Genomic DNA, 24,119 nt, shown 5'->3' with positions numbered 1-24,119 from the left:
AACGGCCCTCGCACCGGAACACCGACGGAACCTCCCCCGGGCCGCACGCGTCCTATGTGCTCGTGGAGCCGTCCCTGCCGAGACGTCCGCCACGACCATCGTCACGAGGAGGCGCCCATGGACACCGGAATCACGGCACACCAGGTCACGGCACACCAGGTCACGGCCGAGGCGGAGGAGATCCGACGTTTCGCCGATGCCGCCGCGGAGATCGGATCCGTACTCGCGGCGCCCGCGGACCTCTCCGCCGGTGTCGCCGCGATCGCCGCGGCGCTCGGTCCGATCGGTGCCGACACCGCCGCGGTCCTCGCGCGCGCGCACCGAGCTCACACCGCTCGGGTCGCCGCTCTGAGCCGGGTGTACGCGCACGTCGCCACGTCCGCGCGGGCCGCGGCCGGGGCATACGAGAGCACCGACGCCGCAACGGCGAACGCCCTGTCCGGCGTCGGAATCGCGTCGTGATCGATCTGCTCGCCGCACCGATGAAGGCGCTGCTGGCCGAACTGGGAACCGGCGTCCCGGCGCCCGGCTCGTCGGACGATCTGCTGCGCACCGCGACCGAGGCGCTCACCTCCGCGGGCGAGACGACCGCATCCGTGCTGACCCGCGTGGCTCACACGTGGTCCGGGCCCGCCGCCGAGAGCGCGGGCGCACGTACCGTGCGGTGTGCGGAGTCGGCGGTGCATCTGGCGATCCACGCCACGGAACTGCGGACCGCGTTGCAGGAGGCCTGCGCGAGTGTGGCCCGCGGGCACGCCGAACTCGCCGCCGTGATCGAGTCGTTCGTGACCACCGCCGCGGCCTCGGTGCCCGCGCTCGCCTCGCCCGCCGGACAGGCGGCCGTCGTCGCACTCGCCGTCGACCACCTCGAACGGGCCGCGCTGATCCACGCGCGGGTGCGCGCCGAGTTGGACGCGCACGCCGCGGCCGTGTCTGCGTCGGTGCCGCCACCGGTACCGGGGATTCCCGGCGTCGACGGCTCCGATGTCCGGTTGGCCGATGTTGCTCGCGTCGCCGCAGCCGCCGTGTCACCCTCTGCCGCACGGCTCGGCGTTCCGACCGTCGACGGGCCGTACGGCGCGGGTCCCGGCCTGTCGGCCGACGCCGCTCACACGAGCGGACCGACCGCGCCGGGACACCGGGCGTACGACCCGGCGCAGGGCGGGTCCGGGGTGTCGGTGATCCTTCCCGACGGCAGCACGGCCCTCGCACCGAACGAACGCGCCGCGAGCGCCGTCCGCTTCGCCCTCGAGCAACAGGGCACCCCGTACGTGTGGGGCGGCACGACGCCGGGCTCGGGTCTGGACTGCAGCGGGTTGACCCAAGGTGCGTATCAGCAGGCCGGGGTCGACATCCCGCGGTTGGCCGCCGACCAATCGGTGGGCGCACCGGTGGGCCAGGACGACGTGATGCCCGGTGACCTCGCGGTGTGGGACGGCCACGTCGCAATGGTCGTCGGGAACGGACAACTGGTCGAGGCCGGAGATCCGGTGCAGGTCGGCCCCATCCGAACGTCCAACTCCGGCATGACGTTCCACGGCTTCTACCGCCCCACCGAATGACCGCTCCGGTTGCACGCGCCGGGACGTCGACCGTCTCCGTCGAGGTCGACGCCCACGGAGCCGTCGTCGCGCTCGACATCGATCGCGGTGAGCTCGGCTACGGCGGATCCGCCCTCGCGACGTCGATCCTGGCTCTCTACACCCGGGCGCATCGAGAGGCCGCCGCGAGGTGGCACGCGCAGTTGCTCGCCGACGGTGTGCCGAGCGCCGTCGCCGACCGGGTCGCGCGGCCGTGACCGCCTCGGCTCGCGGCCGCGCCGACGGGGCGGCGTCGGCTCTGCACTCTCACGAGGACGCGCTCGCGGCGGCGTGCGGACGAGCCGTCGTCACCTCGGCATCCGGTCTGGAGGTCACGGCCCGAACCGACGGGTACGGGCGGCTCATCGACCTGACGGTCGGCGAGAACCTGCGGGGACACAGGGCGTCCGACGTGCGACGAGCGATCGTCGACGCAATCGAGTCCGCCGCCCTCGACGCCACCGAACACCGACGCCGGATTCACGAGCAACTGCTCGCGGAACTCGCCGCGGTGCTGAGATAGGCTCGCGGCCATGGCTGGAGACATCGTCCCGATCGAGCTCGGAGTGACTGCCGGCGACCTCGTCACCTTGTGGGCGCCGGAGTGGCGCGAGGACGGTGAGGACTGGGAGGCCTTCCTCGGCAAGGACGAGGATCTGTACGCGTTCGAATCCGTCGCGGAGCTCGCTGCGTTCATTCGCAACGACACCGACAACGATCTGGTCGACCACCCCCGGTGGCGCACGGTCGTCGCTCTGTCCGCGGCCCAGATCGAGCCGGACGACGAGCACGTCTTCGACTTCGTCGGTGTACCGGAACTGGCCGCGGGCGACGCCGACGACGAGTCCGTGGTCGAGCTCGCCCAGACCCTCGAGATGGCCCGCACGCTCGGCGAGGTCTGTGAACTCGACGCCGTCACCCGGTTCTTCTCGGCGAATCCCGTTCTGGGCGTGCTCTCTCGGGGTAGCGGCACGTTCGAGGGTCGCGAGGGCAAACAGCTGTGGGACCGCGTCGGAGCCGTCGTCGCGAAGGGCTGGGACGGCGTGCTGGACGCGATCGACGAGGTGCTGACGGTGCCGGAGGTGGACGCCGACTCGGTCGCCGTCGCCGATGCGGAGATCACCGCCGCGGCCGAGAACATCGTCGACGCCGAGGATCTGGACGACGACGATCTGGACACCGACACCGACACCGACACCGAACGCGGGGCGGCGACGACCGTCGTGGTCGGTGCGGGTGTCGACGACGGGGACGACGAGGACGAGGAGGTCGACGGCTTCTGGACCTCGGTCGGTGTCGATCCCATCCGCATCATCACCGCCGAGGACATCTACTACACCCTGCGGTGCTACCTGGACGACGAGCCGATCTTCCTCGGCCGCTCCGGCGCGATCACCGTCTTCGGCAGTGAGCGGACGCTGGCGCGCTACCTCGCCGACGACCACGACCACGACCTGACGTCGCTGAGCACCTACGACGACATCCGGACCGCGGCCATCGACGGTTCGCTCGAGATCACCGTCACCGACGACAACGTCTACGTGCTCCCCGGCCTCGCCGACGACCTGGAGAACGGTCCCGAGGCCGTCGATCCCGATCAGCTCGACCTGGCGGTCGAATTGTTCACCGATGCAGCCGATTACGCCAACGACACCTCTCTCGAAGAAGCGTTGGCGCCGTCGACGCCGCTGGGGTGGTACGTCTCGTACGTCGTCGAGCCCGTCGAAGGACGCCTGGCTCCCAGTGCCCCGTTCAGCGCGGAGGCCGAATCGTGGCGGGCGCTCGAGCGGGAGTTCGAGGCGCGGTTGCGCAAGGAGTGACGCCGGGCGCCGTTCGGAGTGAGGGTGCCGTTCGGTCCGTCACGGACGGTCGGGGTGCCCCTCACTCCGGGCGGGGGCGGTCCCGGCCGGCCACTACCCCAACAACACTCGATACCCCGGCTTCACGATGTCGTCGATGATCGCCAACCGCTGATCGAAGGGGAGGAACGACGACTTCAGCGCGTTGATGGTGAACCGCTCGAGGTCCGACCACCCGTATCCGAACGTCGAGGCGAGCCGGAACATCTCCTTGCTCATCGACGTGTCGCTCATCAACCGGTTGTCGGTGTTGACCGTGACGCGGAACCGCAGCCGCGCGAGCACGTCGAACGGGTGCTCCTCGATGCTGGCCACGGCGCCCGTCTGAACGTTGGAGCTGGGGCACAACTCCAGCGGAATGCGCTTGTCGCGCACGTAGTTCGCCAACCGGCCCAACTCACGAGACCCGTCGGCTCCGGTCGTGATGTCGTCGACGATGCGCACGCCGTGCCCCAACCGATCGGTGCCGCAGAACGCGATCGCCTCGTGGATCGACGGGAGCCCGAAGGCCTCGCCCGCGTGAATGGTGAAGTGCGCGTTGTTGGCCCGCATGTACTCGAACGCGTCGAGGTGTCGGCTCGGGGGGAATCCGGCTTCCTTGCCCGCGATGTCGAAGCCCGCCACACCCCGATCGCGGAAACGCACGGCGAGTTCGGCGATCTCCCGAGACCGCGCGGCGTGCCGCATCGCGGTGAGAAGACATCCGATCTCGATGGATCGACCCGAGGCCTGTGCCGCACTGCGGCCCTGGCGGAATCCCTCGAGCGTGTGCTCGACGACCTCGTCGAGCGTCAACCCCTTCTCGAGGTGTTGCTCGGGAGCGAACCGGACCTCCGCGTACACGACACCGTCGGCCGCAAGGTCCTCGGCGCACTCGCGCGCCACTCGCTGCAGGCCCTCGGCGGTCTGCATGACGGCCACGGTGTGCGCGAACGTCTCCAGGTACAGCTCGAGCGAACCGCTGTCGGCCGCATCGCGGAACCATCGTCCGAGACTCTCCGCGTCCGAGGCGGGGAGTCCGTCGTACCCGCACTCGGCGGCCAGCTCCAGCACGGTGGAGGGCCGCAGGCCCCCGTCGAGGTGGTCGTGCAGCAACGCCTTCGGCGCGCGCGCGATGTTCTGCATGTCCAGAGGGGCCGGACCGCTGAGAGCAAACGTCACGTCGTCATCCATGCCCGCGACTGTAGTGTCCGCGCCCGACGCGGCGCGATGCCACTACAGCGGGTCGAGGATCCGCTTCAGGAATTGCTGCGTCCGCTCCTGCGCGGGATGACTCAACACGTCCTCCGGGGTACCTCGCTCCACCACCACTCCCCCGTCGACGAACAGCACCTGATCGGCCACCTGCTGGGCGAACCGGATCTCGTGGGTGACCACGACCATGGTCCAGCCCTCGCTCGCGAGGTTCTTCATGACCGAGAGCACCTCGCCCACCAGTTCGGGATCCAGCGCGGACGTCGGTTCGTCGAACAGCATCAGTTGGGGCGCCAGGGCGAGTGCCCGCGCGATTCCCACTCGCTGTTGTTGGCCACCGGAGAGCTGGAACGGGTACTGGTCCTCCTTGCCGGTCAAGCCGACCTGCGCGAGGAGCTCGCGACCCGCCGCTTCCGCCTCGTCGCGCGGGATCTTCTGGACGATCACCGGGCCTTCGACGACGTTCTGGAGAACCGTCTTGTGCGGAAAGAGATTGTGGCTCTGGAACACCATGCCGCTCTGCGCCCGGAGACGACGCAACTCGACCCCGGCACGACGGCCGGTCAGGGCCGCGAAGTCCACGGACACCTCGCCGATGCGCACGGTGCCGGCGTCCGCCGGATCGAGCGCGTTGAGGCCACGCAGCAGCGTCGTCTTCCCGGACCCGGACGGGCCGATCACGACCGTGACGGTGCCGCGATCTGCCGTGAAGTCCATCCCACGCAGAACATGGTTGTCGCCGAACGACTTCCGCAGTCCCGACACCTCGATCAACGGATTCTCGGTCATCGCGCCACGTACCTGTCCAGTCGAGTTTCGAGTCTGCCCTGCACGGACGACAGTGCGATGCAGATGGCCCAGTAGTACAGCGCCGCCACGGAGTAGAGCGCGAAGAAGTCGAAGGTGGGTGCTGCCGCCAGTTGAGCGACGCGCAGCAGTTCGGTGACCAGAATCGTGGACGCGAGCGAGGTGTCCTTCACCAGGGAGATGAGCGTGTTGGACAGGGGCGGGACGGCGGTCCGCAGCGCTTGCGGGAGCACGATGCGTTGCAGCGTGGTGCGGTACCCCATGCCGACGGTCTGAGCTGCCTCCCACTGCCCCTTCGGCACGGCCAGGATCGCCGCGCGGATCACCTCGGCGGCGTACCCGCCGACGTTGATGCTGAACGCGATGACGGCGGCCGGGAACGGGGAGATCACCACCCCGAACTGCGGCAGGGCGTAGAACACGATGAACAACTGCAGGAGCAGCGGAGTTCCACGCACGATCGAGACGTAGAAACGCGCGGCGGCGGCAAGGGGGCGTATCGACGAGATCCGAGCGAGCGCGACTCCCAGGGCGATGACCAGACCGATGACGAAGCTGATGGCGGTGAGCGGCAGGGTCACGGTGACGGTGGCCTTCAGCATCGGAACCAGGTTGTCCCGAACCAGATCCCACTTCGACTGTGCGGCCGCGGCCTCGCCCTGCGGTTGCGCGTCGGCCATCGCGTCCTCGTCCGGGACCGCGACGTCGGATCCGAAATACTGCTCGGAGATCTCCGCCAGGGTCCCGTCGGCGCGCAGCGTTCGGACCGCGGTGTCGACGTCGTCCATCAGACCGCTGTCCCGGCGCGCGGCGAACGCCTGCAGGCTGGTGTCACCGGTGCTCGCGGCCACCTCGATCCCGGTGTCCCCGGTCTGCGCGAAGTACTCCGCGATGGCCAGACTGTCGTTGACGGTCGCGTCGACGCGTCCGTCCTTGACCAACGTCACGGCCTGGACGAAACCCTCGACGGCCTCGACCTGCGCACCGGCCTCGGACGCCACGTCGGCCCAGTTGCTCGTCGAGGACTGCGCCGTGGTCCGGCCGTTCAGATCGGCGAGCGAGCCGATCGACGCGTCACCCGTACGCGTGACGATCTCGCCCTCGGACACCGTGTACGGAACCGAGAGGTCGTACGCGGCGCGCCGCTCGTCGTTGATGGTGACCTGGTTGGCGATCAGGTCGAATCGGCCCGACTCGAGCCCCGCGAAGATGGAGTCGAACGGCGTTTCCACGAACTCCACCCGGACGCCGAGTTGCTCTCCGACGGCGCGCACGACGTCGATGTCGTATCCGGTGAGCGTGCCGTCGCCCGCCTGGTAGCTGAACGGGCTGTAGGTCCCCTCCGTGCCGACCACCAGCACGCCGTCGTCGCGGACCGATTCGAGCAGCGGCCGATCGTCGGCGCCGCACCCTGCGATCAGAACCGCGAGGATGGCGGCGAGCACCGTCACGACCCCGAATCGACGTCGGCGCGCGCTCGCGCCGGTCGGCGTCACCTACTCGCCGATGCGATCGAGAACGAGCGACGCCGGCACCGCCGCGGCGGACTCCGGAGACCCGGGGTCGGAAGACACGGTCCAGCCTCCGCGCAGCGCGTCGATCGCACCGTCGAACCGTTCGGGAGTGTCGGTGTGCAACGTGAAGAGCGTCTGACCGGCCCGAATCTCGTCCCCCGGTTTGGCGTGCATTCGGACGCCCGCGGCCGCCTGAACCGCCTGGCCCTGCCGCTCCCGACCGGCGCCGAGACGCCACGCCGCGACACCCACCGCCATGGCGTCGAGCGAGGTCATGCGACCACCCGTCTCGGCGACGATGTCGGTGGTGTGCCGAGACGTCGGCAGGGACGCGTCGGGATCGCCCCCCTGCGCGGAGATCATCGCGCGCCAGTGATCCATGGCCGAACCGTCGCGCAACCTGTCGGCGGGGTCGACGTCGATGCCGGCCGCACCGACCATCGCGCGAGCCAGTTCCAGAGTCAGCTCGACGACATCGGCCGGTCCGCCCCCGGCCAGGACCTCGACGGATTCCGCGACCTCGAGAGCGTTGCCCGCGGTGTGACCGAGCGGACTGTCCATCGCGGTCAGGAGAGCGAGCGTGCGCACCCCGGAATCGTTGCCCAGCTCCACCATCGTCCGGGCCAGTTCCCGTGCGGTGTCGAGATTCTTCATGAACGCGCCGGCCCCCACCTTGACGTCGAGAACCAGGGCGCCGGTTCCCTCCGCGATCTTCTTGCTCATGATCGAGCTCGCGATGAGCGGGATGGACTCCACGGTGCCGGTGACGTCCCGCAGCGCGTAGAGCTTCTTGTCCGCGGGCGCGAGATCCGCGCCGGCCGCGCAGATGACCGCCCCCGCGCTCGGATCGTCGAGGATGCGGGTCATCTCGGCGACGCTCAGGTCGGCCCGCCACCCCGGAATGGATTCGAGCTTGTCGAGGGTGCCTCCGGTGTGGCCGAGACCCCGGCCGGACAGCTGGGGCACGGCCGCGCCGCACGCCGCGACGAGAGGCGCGAGCGGCAGCGTGATCTTGTCCCCCACCCCGCCCGTGGAGTGCTTGTCGACGGTCGGCCGGGTGAGCTGGGAGAAATCCATTCGCGTGCCCGACGCGATCATCGCGTCGGTCCAGCGGCGAATCTCGATCGCGCTCATTCCCCCGAGGAAAATGGCCATGGCCAGCGCCGACATCTGCTCGTCCGCGACGTCACCGCGGGTGAACGCGTCGACCATCCAGACGATCTGGTCCGAATCGAGTTCATGGCCGTCGCGCTTCGTGGCGATCACCGACACGGCGTCAGGCATGGTCGGCCTCGCGAGTCGCGACTCGACCGGCGTCGAGATCGTCGGGTCCGAACGCATCGGGAAGGAGATCACTCAGTGGTCGGATACCGGACGGTGTGTCGATGAGCAGATCGTGGCCACCGAACTCGAACAGCAACTGTCGGCAGCGTCCGCACGGGAGCAGCGTCGTGCCGCGACTGTCGCAGCAGGCGAACGCGATCAACCGTCCACCGCCGCTCGCGTTCAGGGCGGACACCAGCCCGCACTCGGCGCAGAGGCCCAGCCCGTATGAGACATTTTCCACATTGCATCCCACGACCATTCTCCCGTCGTCCACCAACGCGGCGGCGCCGACGGGGAACCGAGAGTAGGGGGCATAGGCATGCGTCATGACGTCACGGGCACTGTCTCGCAACGATTTCCAGTCGATCTCGGCCATACCGAAGGATCCTTCCACGTCCGGCCCGTCGGCGCGGAGCGGTGGGGCACCGGTATTCCGCGAATTGGACAGGCAATCCTAACTTTTCGACCCCGAGAAATTGTAAGTGCCTGTCGAATTAGTACCGCGTTCTGCAGGGGTTTATTGTTCGAAGTAGTCGTTTCACACACACGATCGAGCAGGTCACCGGAAAACGCCCGGCGTCTCACGCTCGTCGCGTCCATCAATGATGTTGGAGGCACTGCACTCGATGGCTAGCACGACTGAAGCCGCCCCCACGCGGGAGCGCACGCGGTCCTTGTATCGCGGAGACCCCGGCATGTGGTCCTGGGTTCTGCACCGAATCACCGGTGTCATCACCTTCTTCTTCTTGTTCGTCCACGTGCTCGACACCGCACTCGTGCGCGTCGACCCTGCGGCGTACGACCAGGTGATCGACACGTACAAGACGCCGATCGTCGGCCTGATGGAACTCGGCCTCGTCGCCGCGGTCCTCTATCACGCGCTGAACGGCATCCGAGTCATGCTCATCGACTTCTGGTCGAAGGGGCCGCAGTACCAGCGGCCGATGCTCTGGACCATCGCCGGCATCTGGATCGCGCTGATGATCCCGGGCGCCGCTCGCATCCTCTACAACACCTTCGCAGGGGGACACTGATCATGGCGACAACCGACGCTGGATCCAAGCAGGCTCCCACTCTCGGCACCTCGTACGACCGGCCGGCGAGCCTCGACAATCCGCGGACGCCGCGACGCAAGGGCCGGGGCAACTTCGAGCTCTACGCATGGTTGTTCATGCGGTTCTCCGGACTGGCGCTCGTGGTGCTCGTCCTGGGCCACCTGTTCATCATGCTGATGCTCGACGAGGGTGTTCACCGCATCAACTTCGCCTTCGTGGCCGGCCGGTGGGCCAGCCCGTTCTGGCAGGTGTGGGACCTCACGATGCTGTGGCTCGCACAGCTGCACGGCGGCAACGGCTTGCGCACGGTCATCGCCGACTACTCGCGCAAGGATTCGACTCGCTTCTGGCTCACGACACTGCTGGTGCTGTCGATGATTCTCGTCATGGGTCTGGGTACCTATGTCATCTTCACCTTCGACCCCAACATCACGGCTAGCTAGGGGAGCGTAAACATGCAGGAACATCGTTACGACGTACTCATCGTCGGCGCCGGTGGCGCCGGAATGCGCGCGGCGATCGAAGCCGGCCCGCGCGCTCGCACGGCGGTGCTGACCAAGCTCTACCCCACGCGTAGTCACACCGGCGCAGCACAGGGCGGCATGTGCGCGGCGTTGGCCAACGTGGAGGAAGACAACTGGGAGTGGCACACCTTCGACACGATCAAGGGTGGCGACTACCTGGTGGACCAGGACGCCGCCGAGATCATGGCGAAGGAAGCCATCGACGCGGTGCTGGACCTCGAGAAGATGGGCCTGCCGTTCAACCGCACGCCCGAGGGCAAGATCGACCAGCGACGCTTCGGCGGTCACACCCGTGACCACGGCAAGGCGCCGGTCCGACGGGCCTGCTACGCCGCCGACCGCACCGGTCACATGATCCTCCAGACCCTGTACCAGCAGTGCGTCAAGCACGACGTGGAGTTCTTCAACGAGTTCTACGCGCTCGACATCTCGCTCACCGAGACCGAGAACGGCCCGGTCGCGACCGGCGTCATCGCGTACGAGCTGGCCACCGGCGAGCTGCACATCTTCCACGCCAAGTCGATCGTCTTCGCCACCGGTGGATCCGGTCGCATCTACAAGACGACGTCCAACGCGCACACGCTCACCGGCGACGGCATGAGCATCGTCTTCCGCAAGGGCCTGCCCCTGGAGGACATGGAGTTCCACCAGTTCCACCCGACCGGTCTGGCCGGTCTGGGCATTCTGATCTCCGAGGCCGTGCGCGGCGAGGGCGGCATTCTCCGCAACGCCGACGGCGAGCGCTTCATGGAGCGCTACGCCCCCACCATCAAGGACCTCGCGCCGCGTGACATCGTCGCGCGTTCCATGGTGCTCGAGGTTCTCGAGGGTCGCGGTGCCGGACCCAACAAGGACTATGTCTACATCGACGTGACCCACCTCGGTGCCGACGTTCTCGAGGAGAAGCTGCCGGACATCACCGAGTTCTCCCGTACGTACCTCGGCGTCGACCCGGTGACGGATCTCGTGCCCGTATACCCGACGTGCCACTACGTCATGGGCGGCATTCCCACCAAGATCCATGGTGAGGTGCTGCGCAACAACGAGGACATTGTGCCCGGCCTGTTCGCCGCCGGCGAGTGTGCCTGCGTGTCGGTCCACGGCTCCAACCGCCTCGGCACCAACTCGCTGCTCGACATCAACGTGTTCGGCCGTCGCGCCGGCATCGCGGCAGCCGAGCACGCGAACAGCACCGACTTCGTTCCTCTGCCCGAGGAGCCCGCGAAGATGGTGCAGGACTGGCTCGAGCTGATCCTGTCCGACCACGGACACGAGAAGGTCGCGACGATCCGCACCGAACTGCAGCAGTCGATGGACAACAACGCGTCCGTCTTCCGCACCGAGGACACCCTCAAGCAGGCGCTGAGCGACATCCAGATCCTCAAGGAGCGCTACGGCCGCATCACGGTGCAGGACAAGGGCAAGCGCTACAACAGCGACCTGCTCGAGGCAGTGGAGCTCGGCTTCCTGTTGGAGATGGCCGAGGTCACCGTCGCCGGTGCGCTGGCTCGCAAGGAGACCCGCGGCGGTCACGCCCGCGAGGACTACCCGGAGCGGGACGACGTGAACTTCATGCGGCACACCATGGCGTACAAGGTGGGCGAAGGCCTCCTGTCCGACATCCGCCTCGACTACAAGCCCGTGGTGCAGACGCGCTACGAGCCGATGGAGCGAAAGTACTGATGAGCGCACCCGCAATCGACAAGGCCCAGGACCAGAGCGACCTCCCGGACGTTCCGGACGAGGCCGTCATGGTCACCCTCAAGATCGCTCGCTTCAACCCCGAGAACGATCTGGGCGCGCACTGGGACAGCTTCCAGGTCCCGACCCTTCCGACCGACCGACTGCTCAACCTCATGCTGTACGTCAAGAGCTACCTGGACGGCACGTTCGCCTTCCGTCGCTCCTGCGCGCACGGCGTGTGCGGTAGCGATGCCGTGCGGGTCAACGGCGTGAACCGTCTGGCCTGCAAGGTCCTGATGCGCGACATGCTGCCGAAGGACTCGTCCAAGACGCTGACCATCACCATCGAGCCGATCCGCGGCCTGCCCGTGGAGAAGGATCTGATCGTGGACATGGAGCCGTTCTTCGATGCGTTCCGTGCGGTGAAGCCGTTCCTCATGGTGTCGGGCAACGAACCGACCCGTGAGCGCATCCAGTCGGCGGCCGACCGGGCCCGCTTCGACGACACCACCAAGTGCATCCTGTGCGCGTGTTGCACCACCTCGTGCCCGGTGTACTGGAGCGACGGCAGCTACTTCGGACCGGCGGCGATCGTCAACGCGCACCGGTTCATCTTCGACAGCCGTGACGAAGGTGCCCAGGACCGTCTGGACATCCTCAACGACGTCGAGGGTGTGTGGCGCTGCCGTACCACCTTCAACTGCACCGACGCGTGCCCTCGCGGCATCCAGGTCACCAAGGCGATCCAAGAGGTCAAGCGCGCTCTGCTGTTCGCCCGCTAGCCCGACACATCGACACGCCGTCGCCCGCACCACCGATTCGGTGGTGCGGGCGTCGTCGTTCGGAGGGACTTCGGGGCTCAGACGAACGCCGAGTGGCCCGTCACCCCGCGCCCCACGATGAGATTGTTCATCTGGGACGTTCCCTCGTAGGAGTACAGCGCCTCCGCGTCCGCGAAGAATCGGACCACGTCGTAGTCGAGGATGATCCCGTTGCCACCCATGATTTCTCGGGCCCAGCCGACCACCTCTCGCAACCGTGTCGTGCAGTAGCTCTTGCTCAGCGCCGCGTGCTCGTCGTGGTGGACTCCGGAGTCCTGGAGCTGCGAGACCCGCAACGCCAGTCCCAGGCAGGCCGTGATGTTGCCGGCCATCCGCGCGATCAGATCCGAGATCAACTGGAACGACGCGATGGGCGCGCCGAACTGCTCGCGCTCCTGTGCGTAGGCGACCGCCTTCTCGAAGGCCCCGATCATCACCCCGACCGCACCCCAGGCCACTCCCCCTCGGGTCAACGAGAGAACCTTGGCGGTGTCCGCGAACGAGTTCGCATGCTCGAGCTTGTTGGCGACGGGTACGCGGCAGTTCTCGAAGTACAGGTCGGCGTTCTCGACCGCGCGCAGCGAGTACTTGCGTTCGATCTTCTCGGCGCGGAAGCCCTCGAACTCCTTCTCCACCACGAAACCCTTGACCTGGCCGTCGCTCTCGTCCTTGGCGTACACGATGATCAGGTCCGCGAAGGTGGCGTTGCCGATCCACCGCTTGCTGCCGTCGAGAACCCAGTGGTCTCCGTCCAGCCGCGCGGTGGTCTCCAGACCGCCGGCGACGTCGGATCCGCCCTGTGGTTCGGACAGCCCGAACGCCCCGATCTTCTCCATGCGCTGCATGGCGGGCAACCAGCGATCCTTCTGCTCGTCCGAGCCCAGGATGGCGATGCTGCTCATGGCGAGGCCGCTGTGCACGGTGAACATCGTCCCGGTCGACGGGTCGATGCGCGAGAACTCGAGACCCAGCCACCCGGTGAGTACCTTGCGCGCCGGTTCGCGACCCCCGATCCCGTACCCCAACCCGACGATGTCGAGCTCCGCCAATCGCGGCAACAGGTGCGTGGGCGATTCCGCCTTCTCCCAGAACTCGTTGGCGCGCGGCGCGACCTCCGTCTCCAGGAACCGGCGAGTGCGCAGAACGATCTCCGCCTCGTCGTCGGTCAGGACGCCCTGGTACCCGAACATGTCCGCCGACAGGAAGTCGGCCGACAGTGGCCCCAGTGGTTCGTGCTTGCTCATGTGCGGCTCCCGCTCTCGTGTGACCTCTGTCCGTCACCCTGCGCCACGGATACCCCGTTCGTCGCCGAATCAGGCGAATCGTCCCGCCCCCGACGCGATCTCGAGGTGATCTCGAGGTGATCCAGGTCTTGCGGGGAAGCGCTTCCGCGGCGAGGCTCGAAGACACCGATCATCGCCCCGCCACGCCACGCCACGCCACGAAGGACCTGCGCCCATGACGACATCCGCACGTATCCGACGCACCGGTCGCATCACCGCCGAGGCGTGCGACATCGACGAGTTCCGCGCCCTCGTCGCACGCACCACCGATCCGGCCGACTACCCCTTCGCGGCCGGCACCCGCGAGAACGTCCTGCTCTACGACGCTGCGGACCTCACCGCTCGCGTCACGGATCCGGCCGTCCGGGCCGAGGTGCAGGACGAGCTCGCCCACGCTCTTCTCGACGGGCCCGGCATCGTGGTGTTCCGCGGCGCGTTCACCGAGGACCACGCCCTCGGCGAGGCCACCGACTTCTTCGCCGCCACCATCGCCCGCCAGCACGACGCCGGAACCAGGGGCGGTGATCATTTCGCGACACCCGGAGCGAACGACCGCGTCTGGAACGCCCTGCAGAAACTGGCGATCGATCGCCCGGACGTGTTCGCCCGGTACTACTCCAACGATGTTCTCGCTCTCGTCTCCGAGGCCTGGCTCGGTCCGATGTACCAGGTCACCTCCGCGATCAACGTGGTCAACCCCGGCGGCGGTGCCCAGAGCCCGCACCGGGACTACCACCTGGGGTTCATGCCCGCCGAGACGGCGGCGCGGTTCCGAGCGCACGTGCACCGGCTCTCTCCCACGCTGACCCTGCAGGGCGCGGTCGCGCACTGCGACATGCCGGTGCACAGCGGGCCCACGATGTATCTGCCGTTCTCGCAGCTCTACGAGCCCGGCTACCTCGCGCTCGGGCTTCCCGAGTTCGCGGATCATTTCGCGCAGAACCACGTCCAGCTGCCCCTCGAGGCGGGAGACGCGGTGTTCTTCGATCCGGCCCTGTTCCACGCGGCCGGCCACAACACCTCGACGGACATCCACCGCATGGCGAACCTGCTGCAGGTGTCGTCGGCGTTCGGTCGGGCCATGGAAAGCGTGGATCGCGGCGCGATCGTCGAGGCCGTCTACCCGCCCCTGCGACGGCTTCGGGACGCCGGTGCGTCCGATGCGGTGCGCAACGTCGTGGCCGCCGCGGCCGAGGGATATCCGTTTCCCACCGACCTCGACCGGGATCCGCCGCTCACCGGCATGGCCGGTGAGACCCAGGCCGAACTGGTGCACCGGGCCCTGCGCGACGATCTCGATCCCCGTGCTCTCGGCGAGCAGCTCCGAGCCATGGCGGTACGACACCACGCGTGAGGTGCTCAGCGGGGGATGTTGAACGGCGTCACCACGTGCACCGCGGACGGTACGTTCCGCACCCCGCTCACCGCGCCTGCCGCCTGCATCAGCAACCGGCAGGCGCGGTGGACGTCGCTGCGCAGATCGTGATGCAGCACCACCGAGATCGATCCGTCCTCGAGCAACCGACGGTTGTCGGTGTCGAGATCGTGTGCGACGAAGACCCGGCACGGACGACCCACCCGACGGAAGGCACGCACCGTCGCGGGGTTGCCACCGCCGATGGAGTACACGCCCTCGACGGCCGGGTTGGCCTCCAGGGCTGCGACGACGAGGTCTTCCACCGTGTCGTCGAGGCCACCGCTGCGCGCGATGTCGACCACCGCCCGCCCCCCACCGGGCAGCTCGCCACGTTCGACGGCCATGTCCCGCAACGCTTTCCGGAACCCCACTTCACGCTCCCCCTCCCCCCTGAACGTGTCGTGGCTCAGCGTGACCAGGACGGCACCGCCGCGATCGCCCCGATCACCGAGCCACCGATCGACCAGGTAGGCCGCGGTCGCCCCGGCTTCGCGACCGTCGATACCCACGTAGGCGGTCCGCGTGCTCGTCGGCACGTCGGACACGTAGGTGACGACGGGTATGCCCGCGGCCGTCGTCCGGTCGATCGCCTCGACCACCTCCGGCCGGTCGGGTGCCTTCAGCACGATTCCGTGCGATCCCGTCGAACGAATGCGTGCGAGCGTGTCCACGACGGCAGGGACGGACTCGGTCTCGCGGAAGTGGAATCGCGCCCGAACGACGGCCGGTGACAGCATCGGTAGTTCCGACTCGAGCGCCGTGCGCACCTCGGCGCAGAACCGCGGCGGAGCCTGCACGACGACGTCGTAGAAGAACTTCCGTCCGGACAGGCGCAGCTGGCTGCGCTGCTTGTCCAGATCGGCGATCGCCTGTCCGACCTCGGCGCGGGTGTCGTCTCGAACGCCGGGTCGACCGTGCAGAACCCGGTCGACGGTCGCTTCGCTCAACCCGGCCTGCTGCGCGATCTCCCGCACTTTGTAGCGATGACCCACGACGCGCCTCTCGAGGTGTTTTTGATGTCTTTTCAGTGTTGATCGTCGACCCGCCGACCGCAAGACTCGCAGCATGGGAATCGGTTTGCAGGACACCGTCGCGTTCGTCAGCGGCGGCACGTCCGGCGTGGGCGCCGCGGTGGTGCGAGCTGCACTCGGTGCCGGTGCCCGCGTCGCCTTCACCGGACGCCGCGCCGACGTCGGCGAGCGCCTCGAACGCGACCTGCGGGGTCACGGGCACGACGCGACCTTCGTACGATCGGACGTCGCCGATCCGGTTCAGGCCGTCGCCGGCGTGGAACAGGCCGTCGCGACGTACGGCCGCGTCGACGCGGTCTGCAATGCCGCCGGCCTGACCACGCGCGGATCTCTCCTCGACACGACCCCGGAGCTGTTCGACGATCACATGGCGGTCAACCTGCGCGGGCCCTTCTTCGTCATGCAGACCGCGGTGAAGGACATGCTTCGGCGATCCGCCCCCGGAACCGTGGTCAACATCGGATCCATCAGCGGTCGCGGCGGCCAGTCCTACCTCGCGCCCTACGTGGCGGCGAAGGCCGGCCTGTCCGGACTGACGAAGAACGCCGCGCATGCCCACCGCTGGGATCGCATCCGCATCAACGCCGTCGACATTGGCTGGACCGAGACCGAGGGAGAAGCCGCCACCCAGAAGCGCTTCCACGATGCGGACGACGACTGGGCGGTCGAAGCCGCGAAGGCGTCGCCGATGGGCAAGCTCGGCAGGCCCGACGAGATCGCCGCGTTCGTGGTGTTCCTGCTGTCCGCGGACAGCGGTGTGGTGACGGGCTCGGTCGTCGAGTGGGACCAGCAGGTCATCGGAGGGCAGGACTGATGGGCGCACGTATCGGCATCATCGGCCTCGGTCGAATCGGCGCGTTCCACGCCGGGATCCTCGCCGCATCGGCCGGGGTGTCGAGTCTGGTCGTGACCGACGACCGACGGGACGTCACGAGCTCTGTCGCAGAGCGCCTCGGGGCGGACGCCGTCGCCTCCACCGTGGAGATGCTCACCGCCGGAGTCGACGGCATCGTCGTCGCGGCCGCCACCCCCGCGCACGCGTCGCTGCTCCTCTCGTGCGTCGACGCGGGCATTCCGGTCTTCTGCGAGAAGCCTCTCGCGTTCACGGCCGTCGAGAGCAAAGCCGTCGTCGACGGCATCTCCGGGTCGGACGTTCCCGTCCAGATCGGCTTCAACCGACGCTTCGATCCGGCTGTCGCGGCCGCCCATCGCGCGGTCCGGTCCGGCGAGCTCGGGTTCGTGCACACCGTGCGCTCGACCACCTTCGATCCCGCTCCCCCGCCGCTGGACTACATCGCCGCGTCCGGGGGTATCTTCCGCGACTGCAGCGTCCACGACTTCGACACGATCCGATGGATCGTGGGATCCGAGGTCGTGCAGGTGTTCGCCACCGGCTCGAATCGGGGCGACCCGGCGTTCGCCGCGGCGGGAGACGTGGACACCGCGAGCGTCCTGATGACGTTCGCCGACGGCACCGTCGGCGTGGTGTCGAACTCGCGTTACAACGGCCGAGGCTACGACTGCCGCCTCGAGGTGCACGGCCGCGACGACACCGTCGTCGCGGGATGGGATGCGAAGTCTCCCGTCCGCAACCTGGGGACGTTCACCGACGGCCGGTCGTTCCCCGACGAGCCACCGCACTCGTTCTTCATGGACCGTTTCGCCGAGTCCTACCGCGCCGAACTGGACGCGTTCCTGAGCGTGGTCGCCGGCACCCACCCGTCACCCTGCACCGCGCAGGACGCGCTCGAGATCGCCTGGATCGCGGAAGCAGCCACCGCGTCGTTGCACCGCAACGCACCCGTCACTCTGGAAGAGGTTCGATCATGACCACCACCGTCCGTATCGCCGGAGCGCCCATCTCGTGGGGCGTGTGCGAGGTCCCCGGGTGGGGCCACCAGCTCGACAACGATCGCGTGCTGACCGAGATGCGCCGAGCGGGTCTCGCCGCGACCGAGAACGGTCCCGAGGGATTCCTCCCCGCGGATCCGTCTGCCCTCGCCGCCACTCTCGCGAGCCACGGGCTGACCTCCGTCGGCGGCTTCGCACCCGTTCTGCTGCACGAGGACTCGCACGATCCGGTGCCCACCATCGCCGGGCTGCTGGACGGTTTCGTCGCGGCCGAGGCGGACGTCATCGTGCTGGCCGCGTCCACCGGACAGGACGGGTACGACGAGCGGCCGGTCCTCACGTCCGATCAGTGGACCGTGTTGTTGCGCAACCTCGATCGGCTCGCCGAAGCATCTGCCGCTCGCGGCATCCGCGCCGTCGTCCATCCTCACATCGGCACCATGATCGAGCAGCGCGACGAGGTGTTGCGCGTCCTCGACGGGTCGTCGATCCCGTTGTGCCTGGACACCGGGCACCTCATGATCGGCGGCACCGATCCCGCCGAACTCGCCTCTGCCGCACCGGATCGCATCGCACACACCCACCTCAAGGACGTGAACGCGGCACTGGCCGCTCGCGTTCGGGCCGGCGAGGTCACCTACACCGACGCCGTGCGGGCCGGAATATACACCCCGCTCGGAACCGGAGATGTGGGCATCGACGGCGTGGTGAACACCCTTCTCGACGTCGGGTACGACGGCTGGTTCGTCCTCGAGCAGGACACGATCCTGACCGGTGAGCCGGAGGGCGCGGGCCCCGTCACCGACGTCATCGAGAGCGTGGAGTTCCTCCGCTCCGTCGTCGCGGCGCGGCACGCATCGGTATGACCACGAAGCCCCTGCGCCTGGGCATCCTGGGGGCCTCACGTATCGCGGCGTCGTCCATCGTGGGTCCGGCCCGGGCGCTGGATCACCGACTGGTCGCGGTCGCGGCGCGCAGCCGGTCCCGTGCCGAGACCTTCGCGCAGCAGCACGGCGTCGAGCGCGTCCTCGATGACTACGACGCGGTGATCACCGATCCCGAGGTCGACGTCGTCTACAACCCGCTGGCCAACGCGTTGCACGCACCGTGGAACATCCGAGCCCTGGAATGCGGGAAGACGGTGCTCACGGAGAAACCGTTCGCCCGCAACGCCGCCGAGGCCCGCGAGGTTCGCGACGTCGCTCGCCGAACCGGGGGTCTCGTCGTCGAGGCGTTCCACTACGTGTTCCACCCCGTGACGCGGCGGATGTTCGAACTCGCCCGTTCCGGAGATCTCGGCTCGCTGTCCCGCGTCGAGGTGGTCATGGCCATGCCCGAACCCGAGTCCGACGATCCTCGCTGGTCGCTCGATCTCGCGGGCGGCGCGATCATGGATCTCGGGTGCTACGGCCTGCACGTGCACCGCATGCTGGCCGCGGTCGCCGGCGGGCCGCCGTCCGTGGTGTCGGCGCGTGCGACCGAGCGCGATCCCGGAGTCGACGCGACCTCGTCGGTCGAGCTCCGCTTTCCCGGCGGCGCAACGGGTTCGGTGGTGAACTCGATGCAGCACCCTCGGTTCGAGTTCACGATGCGCCTGTCCTTCACCGACGGCGAGGCGTTCGCCCACGACTTCATCCGACCCGATCTCGACGACCGCGTGACCGTCACCGACGCGTCGGGAACGCGGACGGAGCACCTCGGGACCCGTCCGACGTACGAGTTCCAGCTCGAGGCTCTGGCCGAGCATCTACGAGGAGGCGCGCCGTTCCCCCTGCACGCCGACGACGCGGTCGCCACGATGGATCTCGTCGACGCGGCGTACCTCGCGGCGGGACTCCCGGTCCGCTGATCCATCGGTGCGACACGACGAAGCCCCGACATGACCGAGCCCCGACACGACCGAGCCCCGCTCTCGAATCGAGAGCGGGGCTCGGTGCGTTCGAACGTCAGCGACGCAATTCGTGGGTCAGGGTCTCGAGCTCGTCACCGCCGGCCATCTCTCTGGTCAACGCGTCGAGGTCGATCTCGTCGTACGAGCAGTCCAGCTTCTGGCGACCGCGGTTGAGGAGCACGAAGTGATCGCCCACCATGTACGCGTGGTGCGGATTGTGCGTGATGAAGACGACGCCGAAGCCCTGATCCTTGGCCGCGGAGATGTACCGCAGCACCATGCCGGACTGCTTGACACCCAGCGCGGCGGTGGGCTCGTCCAGGATGAGAACGCGGGCGCCGAAGAAGATGGCCCGCGCGATGGCCACACACTGACGCTGACCACCGGACAGCGACCCGATCGGAGCGTCGACGTCGGGGAGGTCGATGCCCATCTTGTGCAGCTCTTCCTTGGTCGTCGCCCGCATCGCCGCCGCGTCGAGGATGCGCAGGACACCCTTCTTGCGGAGTTCCTGACCGAGGAAGAAGTTGCGCCACACCGGCATCAGGGAGACGACGGCGAGGTCCTGGTAGACCGTCGCGATGCCCTTGTTCAGGGCGTCCTTCGGTGAGGAGAAACGCACTTCCTCGCCGTCGACCAGAACCTGACCCTCGGTCTGCTGGTGCAGACCGGCCATGATCTTGATCAGGGTGGACTTGCCCGCGCCGTTGTCGCCGAGGACTCCGGTCACCTCGCCGGCACCGACGCGCAGGTTGATGCCGCCGAGGGCGATGATGTTGCCGTAGCTCTTGCCGACATCCTTCAGTTCGATGAGCGGTACTGCGCCACCCTTGCCGGACTCCGTCGGGGTCTGAATCGTTGCACTCATGTCTCGTGTCACCTTTTCGCTGCGAAGCTGCGGAAGCTGTTGTTGGCGATGACCGCGAAGAGCAGCATCGCGCCGAGGAAGAACTTGAACCAGTCCGGGTTCCATCCGGCGTAGACGATGCCCTGGTTGGTCATACCGAAGATGAACGCACCGATGGCCGCGCCGACCGCGGTTCCGTAGCCGCCGGTGAGGAGGCAGCCACCGATGACCGCGGCGATGATGTAGAGGAACTCGTTGCCGACGCCCTGGCCCGACTGCACGGTGTTGAAGGCGAACAGCAGATGCATGCCGACGAACCAGGCACAGAAACCGACGAACATGAACATGCCGATCTTGACCTTGGTGACCGGGACGCCGATGGCCCGCGCCGAGTCCTGGTTGCCGCCCACCGCGAAGACCCAGTTGCCGATCCGTGTCTTCATGAGCACGAAGGTGGTGATGGCGGTGAAGAGAAGCCACCAGACGACCGTCACGCGAAGCGAGACACCGAAGACCGAAAACGACGACGAGAATGCCGCCTGAGCGGAGTCGAACCCGTCCATGTCCGAGATCGACTGCGTGGCGACCTGGCCGGTGACGAGCTTGGTCACAGCGAGGTTGATGCCGGTGAGCATCAGAAACGTCGAGAGCGTGATCAGGAACGACGGGATCTTGGTCTTCATGACCATGTATCCGTTGAAGAATCCCACCGCGAGCGCCAGTCCCAGCGCGAGGAAGGAACCGAGCCAGACGTTGAGGTGCAGGTTGTACGCGAGCATGGACGCCGCGATCGAGGAGAACGTCACCGCCACACCCGTGGACAGATCGAATTCCCCGCCGATCATGAGCACGGACACGCCGCACGCCATGATGCCGATCGTGGAGGACGCGTAGAGCACCGTGGCCAGCGCCTCCGGGCTGCGGAACGGCGGCGCCACGATGGCGAAGAACACGAAGATGATGACGGCACCGAACAGCGCACCGATCTCCGGCCGAACGAGAAGCCGCTGAAACGGCTTCTGCTTCTTCACCCGTTCGTCGGTGACGACGGTGTGACTGGTCAGATCGAGATCTGCCTGTGTGGACATGGAATTCCTTACCTGATCACGGACGCGGAGCGTGCTGTGGTGACGTCGACTTCGCTGCCGTCGACGATAGGTCGTGAGGTCGAACTTGCGGTGGCGGGACCTGTCGATCCGATCGAACCGCGCCGACACCGATGCGGTGCCGACCCGTGCGCGGCGAGGCCGTCGCCTCCCACCCACGATGTAATACGGGTCACAAAGGAATGTCAATACTTTGTTCGGACATTAGAACTTCCGAACGACCGGCTGACGCGTCGGAGCAGCTCAGAGCCTGACCCACGCCCCGGCGCGGACCGACTCGGTGATGGCGTCGAGAACCTCCGCGCTGCGAACGGCGTCGCGCACCGTCGCGCCGTGCGCCACTCCGTCGCCGATCGACCGCAGGAAACGCGCCGCCTCGACCACCTTGAGGTCGTCGTAACCCATCGCCGATGCCGACCCCGGCTGGAAGGCGCCGTACTCCCCCGCACCCGGTCCGACGAGCACGGTGGACACGGACTGATCCTGGTAGAGCGGTCGGCCGTCGGGACCGCGCCCGACGCCGACACCGAGTTCGCCGAGGCGACGGAAGTCCCAGAACAGAGCCCCCTCGGTTCCGTGGATCTCGAATCCGTACGCGTTCTGCTCGCCGACCGACACCCGACTCGCCTCCAGGGTGCACCGGGCACCGGAGGCCATGCGCAGTTGCGCCGAGACGAAGTCCTCGTTCTCCACCGGTCCGAGTTCGCCGCCCTCGGCCCGCGTGTGTCCGCTCGTGGCGCCGGTGGGACGGGACCGCCTCGGCAGGAACACCGCGGTGTCGGCGACCAGAGATTCCGTGTCGCCGAGGAGATACCAGACGAGGTCCGATCCGTGCGACGCCAGGTCACCGAGCACTCCGTTACCACCGCGAGCGCGCTCGAATCGCCAGCTCAGAGCCCCGTCGGGATGAGCGGCGTAATCGCTGAAGAACCGGAAGCGCGCGTGGGTCACGGATCCGATCTCCCCGGCCTCGATCATCTCCCGGGCCCGCTCGACGGCCGGCGCGTTGCGGTAGTTGAACCCCACTGCGGTCTGGACCCCGGCGGACTCGGCGGCGATCGCCACTGCCCGTGCATCGTCGGCGGACAGGCCGACCGGCTTCTCGATCCACAGGTGCTTTCCCGCCTCGACCACCGCGGTTCCCATCTCCCGGTGCAGGAAATTCGGTGCTGTCACCGACACGGCTCCGATGGCCGGATCCGACACCAGATCACGCCAGTCGGTCGTCGCCGAGGCGAATCCGAACTGTTCGGCAGCGAGCTCGGCCCGGCCCGGCACCTCGTCGGCGACGGTGGCCAGCGTCGGTGTGGGGACGAGATCCGGATAGTGGTGGCGCACACGGGCATAGGCCTGTGTATGGACGCGGCCCATCCAACCGAATCCGGCGACGCCGACGGCAACGGAGGACAGAGCAGAGTTCTCGGACATGGGTGTACTCCCGGGGACGGCGACCCGAGCCGGCCGACCTACCGGTCGACGAGCGTGGTGTCGAAGTAGTAGCGCGAGGCGCGGTAGACGTGTGATCCGTACTCGACGACCTTGCCCGAATCGTCGAATGCGGTGCGGTGCATGGTGAGCAGGGGCGCGCGGACCTTCTCGTCGAGGAGAAGGGCCTCGTCCTTGTCCGCCGACTTCGCCCCGATGCGCTGGCGGGCGAGCCGAATGTGCACACCCTTGGTGCGCAGCGACTGGTAGAGACCGTGCTCCTCGAGTTCCTCGGGAGCCGGGGCCACGTCGACGGGAAGGTAGTTGTCCATCAGGGCGAGCGGTTCGCCCTTGGTACTGCGCAGACGGCGGATGGTGACGACCTCGGTGTCCGGGTCCAGATTCAGTTCTCGCGCGAGGTCGTCCGTCGGTGCTCCCACCGAGTACTCCAGGAGCTTCGTGCTGGGATCCTGGCCGGCGCGCGCGAGGTCGTCGAAAAGGCTGGTGAGCTCCACCGGTCGGTGTACCGGGCTCTGCACCACCTGCGTTCCCACGCCGCGCTTTCGCACCAACATGCCCTTGTCGACCAATTCCTGAATGGCCCGTCGAGTCGTCGGCCGCGACAGATTGAGGCGCTTGGCGAGCGCGAGCTCGTTCTCGAATCGGTCTCCCGGTGCAAGCGTACCGCCGAGGATCGACCTCTCGATGGCCTGTGCGAGTTGATAATAGAGCGGGACCGGACTCGACCTGTCGAGCTCCACGGCGAGAGGTTGAGTCACGTTCGCCTCCGTCTGACGTTCTCGTGGGTGCCGCGCACCCGATCTGGAGACCGAGTGTAGGTGAACGGCGCCGATATGACGTCAAGTTAGAATGTCAGGACAAACTGTTGACATTCACTGTGGTGC

General features: G+C 67.7%; 25 protein-coding genes. 14 read left to right on the top strand and 11 right to left on the bottom strand.

What is annotated here, in order from left to right:
* The first annotated feature begins 117 nt into the window (after positions 1-117).
* Genes ACY466_RS09240 through ACY466_RS09220 form a run of 5 tightly spaced genes read left to right on the top strand, consistent with a single transcriptional unit; the run spans position 118 to position 3,400 of the window.
* Positions 118-462 (top strand): type VII secretion target, encoded by a 345-nt coding sequence (locus tag ACY466_RS09240; protein WP_463251874.1) that lies wholly within the window; start codon positions 118-120, stop codon positions 460-462.
* On the top strand, positions 459-1,562 hold the full coding sequence (locus ACY466_RS09235) for a C40 family peptidase (RefSeq protein WP_463251872.1): 1,104 nt from the start codon (positions 459-461) through the stop codon (positions 1,560-1,562). The genes ACY466_RS09240 and ACY466_RS09235 overlap by 4 nt, the downstream gene beginning before the upstream one ends.
* A complete protein-coding gene (locus ACY466_RS09230) occupies positions 1,559-1,798 on the top strand; it encodes a hypothetical protein (protein WP_463251870.1) in 240 nt (79 codons plus the stop codon). Before ACY466_RS09235 ends, ACY466_RS09230 begins: the two co-directional genes overlap by 4 nt.
* Positions 1,795-2,103 carry a hypothetical protein gene (locus tag ACY466_RS09225; protein ID WP_463251868.1) on the top strand — a complete coding sequence of 103 codons (309 nt, stop codon included), beginning with the start codon at positions 1,795-1,797 and terminating at the stop codon, positions 2,101-2,103. The genes ACY466_RS09230 and ACY466_RS09225 overlap by 4 nt, the downstream gene beginning before the upstream one ends.
* A 10-nt stretch (positions 2,104-2,113) precedes the next feature.
* Positions 2,114-3,400: a primosomal protein gene (locus ACY466_RS09220; protein WP_463251866.1), complete on the top strand. Its 1,287-nt coding sequence runs from the start codon at positions 2,114-2,116 to the stop codon at positions 3,398-3,400.
* 93 nt (positions 3,401-3,493) lie between these two features.
* On the opposite strand, the gene ACY466_RS09215 is transcribed toward ACY466_RS09220, so the two are convergent.
* From ACY466_RS09215 to ACY466_RS09195, 5 genes are all read right to left on the bottom strand, one after another.
* Positions 3,494-4,564, bottom strand: coding sequence for an adenosine deaminase (locus ACY466_RS09215; protein WP_463252199.1), 1,071 nt, complete (start codon positions 4,562-4,564; stop codon positions 3,494-3,496).
* Between the two features lie 90 nt (positions 4,565-4,654).
* Complete coding sequence (locus tag ACY466_RS09210) at positions 4,655-5,422, bottom strand: amino acid ABC transporter ATP-binding protein (RefSeq protein ID WP_463251864.1); 768 nt, start codon at positions 5,420-5,422, stop codon at positions 4,655-4,657.
* Positions 5,419-6,936, bottom strand: coding sequence for an ABC transporter permease subunit (locus tag ACY466_RS09205; protein ID WP_463251862.1), 1,518 nt, complete (start codon positions 6,934-6,936; stop codon positions 5,419-5,421). The genes ACY466_RS09210 and ACY466_RS09205 overlap by 4 nt, the downstream gene beginning before the upstream one ends.
* Positions 6,937-8,238 (bottom strand): thymidine phosphorylase, encoded by a 1,302-nt coding sequence (locus ACY466_RS09200; RefSeq protein WP_463251860.1) that lies wholly within the window; start codon positions 8,236-8,238, stop codon positions 6,937-6,939. It abuts the gene before it with no gap.
* Entirely contained in the window at positions 8,231-8,656 is a 426-nt protein-coding gene (locus tag ACY466_RS09195; RefSeq protein ID WP_463251858.1) for a cytidine deaminase, read from the bottom strand. The genes ACY466_RS09200 and ACY466_RS09195 overlap by 8 nt, the downstream gene beginning before the upstream one ends.
* A 250-nt stretch (positions 8,657-8,906) precedes the next feature.
* Here ACY466_RS09195 and sdhC point away from each other — a divergent pair, with 250 nt between their 5' ends.
* Genes sdhC through ACY466_RS09175 form a run of 4 tightly spaced genes read left to right on the top strand, consistent with a single transcriptional unit; the run spans position 8,907 to position 12,324 of the window.
* Positions 8,907-9,314, top strand: coding sequence for a succinate dehydrogenase, cytochrome b556 subunit (gene sdhC, locus ACY466_RS09190; protein WP_463251856.1), 408 nt, complete (start codon positions 8,907-8,909; stop codon positions 9,312-9,314).
* A gap of 2 nt (positions 9,315-9,316) precedes the next feature.
* The gene (locus ACY466_RS09185; protein WP_463251854.1) at positions 9,317-9,778 is read left to right on the top strand and encodes a succinate dehydrogenase hydrophobic membrane anchor subunit; all 462 of its coding nucleotides are present in this window, start codon (positions 9,317-9,319) and stop codon (positions 9,776-9,778) included.
* Between the two features lie 12 nt (positions 9,779-9,790).
* A complete protein-coding gene (sdhA, locus tag ACY466_RS09180; RefSeq protein ID WP_463251852.1) occupies positions 9,791-11,542 on the top strand; it encodes a succinate dehydrogenase flavoprotein subunit in 1,752 nt (583 codons plus the stop codon).
* A complete protein-coding gene (locus tag ACY466_RS09175; RefSeq protein WP_463251850.1) occupies positions 11,542-12,324 on the top strand; it encodes a succinate dehydrogenase iron-sulfur subunit in 783 nt (260 codons plus the stop codon). The genes sdhA and ACY466_RS09175 overlap by 1 nt, the downstream gene beginning before the upstream one ends.
* 77 nt (positions 12,325-12,401) lie before the next feature.
* Here the strand turns inward: ACY466_RS09175 and ACY466_RS09170 are convergent, their stop codons facing one another.
* The gene (locus tag ACY466_RS09170; protein WP_463251848.1) at positions 12,402-13,607 is read right to left on the bottom strand and encodes an acyl-CoA dehydrogenase family protein; all 1,206 of its coding nucleotides are present in this window, start codon (positions 13,605-13,607) and stop codon (positions 12,402-12,404) included.
* 214 nt (positions 13,608-13,821) lie between these two features.
* Between ACY466_RS09170 and ACY466_RS09165 the strand changes: the two genes are divergently transcribed.
* Positions 13,822-15,000: a phytanoyl-CoA dioxygenase family protein gene (locus tag ACY466_RS09165; protein ID WP_463251846.1), complete on the top strand. Its 1,179-nt coding sequence runs from the start codon at positions 13,822-13,824 to the stop codon at positions 14,998-15,000.
* A 5-nt stretch (positions 15,001-15,005) separates the two neighbouring features.
* Here ACY466_RS09165 and ACY466_RS09160 read toward each other — a convergent pair whose 3' ends face one another.
* Positions 15,006-16,055, bottom strand: a complete 1,050-nt coding sequence (locus ACY466_RS09160; protein WP_463251843.1) for a LacI family DNA-binding transcriptional regulator — start codon at positions 16,053-16,055, stop codon at positions 15,006-15,008.
* Between the two features lie 73 nt (positions 16,056-16,128).
* Between ACY466_RS09160 and ACY466_RS09155 the strand changes: the two genes are divergently transcribed.
* Genes ACY466_RS09155 through ACY466_RS09140 form a run of 4 tightly spaced genes read left to right on the top strand, consistent with a single transcriptional unit; the run spans position 16,129 to position 19,794 of the window.
* The gene (locus ACY466_RS09155; RefSeq protein WP_463251841.1) at positions 16,129-16,908 is read left to right on the top strand and encodes an SDR family oxidoreductase; all 780 of its coding nucleotides are present in this window, start codon (positions 16,129-16,131) and stop codon (positions 16,906-16,908) included.
* Positions 16,908-17,924 (top strand): Gfo/Idh/MocA family protein, encoded by a 1,017-nt coding sequence (locus ACY466_RS09150; protein WP_463251839.1) that lies wholly within the window; start codon positions 16,908-16,910, stop codon positions 17,922-17,924. Before ACY466_RS09155 ends, ACY466_RS09150 begins: the two co-directional genes overlap by 1 nt.
* Complete coding sequence (locus ACY466_RS09145) at positions 17,921-18,811, top strand: sugar phosphate isomerase/epimerase family protein (protein WP_463251837.1); 891 nt, start codon at positions 17,921-17,923, stop codon at positions 18,809-18,811. Before ACY466_RS09150 ends, ACY466_RS09145 begins: the two co-directional genes overlap by 4 nt.
* The gene (locus tag ACY466_RS09140; RefSeq protein WP_463251835.1) at positions 18,808-19,794 is read left to right on the top strand and encodes a Gfo/Idh/MocA family protein; all 987 of its coding nucleotides are present in this window, start codon (positions 18,808-18,810) and stop codon (positions 19,792-19,794) included. Before ACY466_RS09145 ends, ACY466_RS09140 begins: the two co-directional genes overlap by 4 nt.
* Positions 19,795-19,891: 97 nt before the next feature.
* Here ACY466_RS09140 and ACY466_RS09135 read toward each other — a convergent pair whose 3' ends face one another.
* The 4 genes from ACY466_RS09135 to ACY466_RS09120 all read right to left on the bottom strand — a co-directional run bounded on the left by ACY466_RS09135 (position 19,892) and on the right by ACY466_RS09120 (position 23,993).
* Positions 19,892-20,704, bottom strand: a complete 813-nt coding sequence (locus tag ACY466_RS09135; RefSeq protein WP_463251833.1) for an ATP-binding cassette domain-containing protein — start codon at positions 20,702-20,704, stop codon at positions 19,892-19,894.
* Between the two features lie 8 nt (positions 20,705-20,712).
* Positions 20,713-21,771, bottom strand: coding sequence for an ABC transporter permease (locus ACY466_RS09130; RefSeq protein ID WP_463251831.1), 1,059 nt, complete (start codon positions 21,769-21,771; stop codon positions 20,713-20,715).
* 261 nt (positions 21,772-22,032) lie between these two features.
* Complete coding sequence (locus ACY466_RS09125) at positions 22,033-23,217, bottom strand: Gfo/Idh/MocA family protein (protein WP_463251829.1); 1,185 nt, start codon at positions 23,215-23,217, stop codon at positions 22,033-22,035.
* A gap of 38 nt (positions 23,218-23,255) precedes the next feature.
* Complete coding sequence (locus tag ACY466_RS09120; protein ID WP_463251827.1) at positions 23,256-23,993, bottom strand: GntR family transcriptional regulator; 738 nt, start codon at positions 23,991-23,993, stop codon at positions 23,256-23,258.
* Positions 23,994-24,119 lie beyond the last annotated feature (126 nt).

The organism is Rhodococcus sp. K11/5 (assembly GCF_055193735.1).
This window is presented reverse-complemented; position numbering and strand designations above follow the sequence as displayed.

Bases quoted from the DNA above. Each gene is read 5' to 3' on its own strand.
- ACY466_RS09135 (WP_463251833.1), bottom strand. From the start codon at position 20,704: ATGAGTGCAACGATTCAGACCCCGACGGAGTCCGGCAAGGGTGGCGCA.
- ACY466_RS09240 (WP_463251874.1), top strand. From the start codon at position 118: ATGGACACCGGAATCACGGCACACCAGGTCACGGCACACCAGGTCACG.
- ACY466_RS09175 (WP_463251850.1), top strand. From the start codon at position 11,542: ATGAGCGCACCCGCAATCGACAAGGCCCAGGACCAGAGCGACCTCCCG.
- ACY466_RS09125 (WP_463251829.1), bottom strand. From the start codon at position 23,217: ATGTCCGAGAACTCTGCTCTGTCCTCCGTTGCCGTCGGCGTCGCCGGA.
- ACY466_RS09150 (WP_463251839.1), top strand. From the start codon at position 16,908: ATGGGCGCACGTATCGGCATCATCGGCCTCGGTCGAATCGGCGCGTTC.
- ACY466_RS09130 (WP_463251831.1), bottom strand. From the start codon at position 21,771: ATGTCCACACAGGCAGATCTCGATCTGACCAGTCACACCGTCGTCACC.
- sdhA (WP_463251852.1), top strand. From the start codon at position 9,791: ATGCAGGAACATCGTTACGACGTACTCATCGTCGGCGCCGGTGGCGCC.
- ACY466_RS09145 (WP_463251837.1), top strand. From the start codon at position 17,921: ATGACCACCACCGTCCGTATCGCCGGAGCGCCCATCTCGTGGGGCGTG.
- ACY466_RS09220 (WP_463251866.1), top strand. From the start codon at position 2,114: ATGGCTGGAGACATCGTCCCGATCGAGCTCGGAGTGACTGCCGGCGAC.
- ACY466_RS09140 (WP_463251835.1), top strand. From the start codon at position 18,808: ATGACCACGAAGCCCCTGCGCCTGGGCATCCTGGGGGCCTCACGTATC.
- sdhC (WP_463251856.1), top strand. From the start codon at position 8,907: ATGGCTAGCACGACTGAAGCCGCCCCCACGCGGGAGCGCACGCGGTCC.
- ACY466_RS09185 (WP_463251854.1), top strand. From the start codon at position 9,317: ATGGCGACAACCGACGCTGGATCCAAGCAGGCTCCCACTCTCGGCACC.
- ACY466_RS09155 (WP_463251841.1), top strand. From the start codon at position 16,129: ATGGGAATCGGTTTGCAGGACACCGTCGCGTTCGTCAGCGGCGGCACG.
- ACY466_RS09200 (WP_463251860.1), bottom strand. From the start codon at position 8,238: ATGCCTGACGCCGTGTCGGTGATCGCCACGAAGCGCGACGGCCATGAA.
- ACY466_RS09210 (WP_463251864.1), bottom strand. From the start codon at position 5,422: ATGACCGAGAATCCGTTGATCGAGGTGTCGGGACTGCGGAAGTCGTTC.
- ACY466_RS09195 (WP_463251858.1), bottom strand. From the start codon at position 8,656: ATGGCCGAGATCGACTGGAAATCGTTGCGAGACAGTGCCCGTGACGTC.
- ACY466_RS09170 (WP_463251848.1), bottom strand. From the start codon at position 13,607: ATGAGCAAGCACGAACCACTGGGGCCACTGTCGGCCGACTTCCTGTCG.
- ACY466_RS09230 (WP_463251870.1), top strand. From the start codon at position 1,559: ATGACCGCTCCGGTTGCACGCGCCGGGACGTCGACCGTCTCCGTCGAG.
- ACY466_RS09165 (WP_463251846.1), top strand. From the start codon at position 13,822: ATGACGACATCCGCACGTATCCGACGCACCGGTCGCATCACCGCCGAG.
- ACY466_RS09215 (WP_463252199.1), bottom strand. From the start codon at position 4,564: ATGCAGAACATCGCGCGCGCGCCGAAGGCGTTGCTGCACGACCACCTC.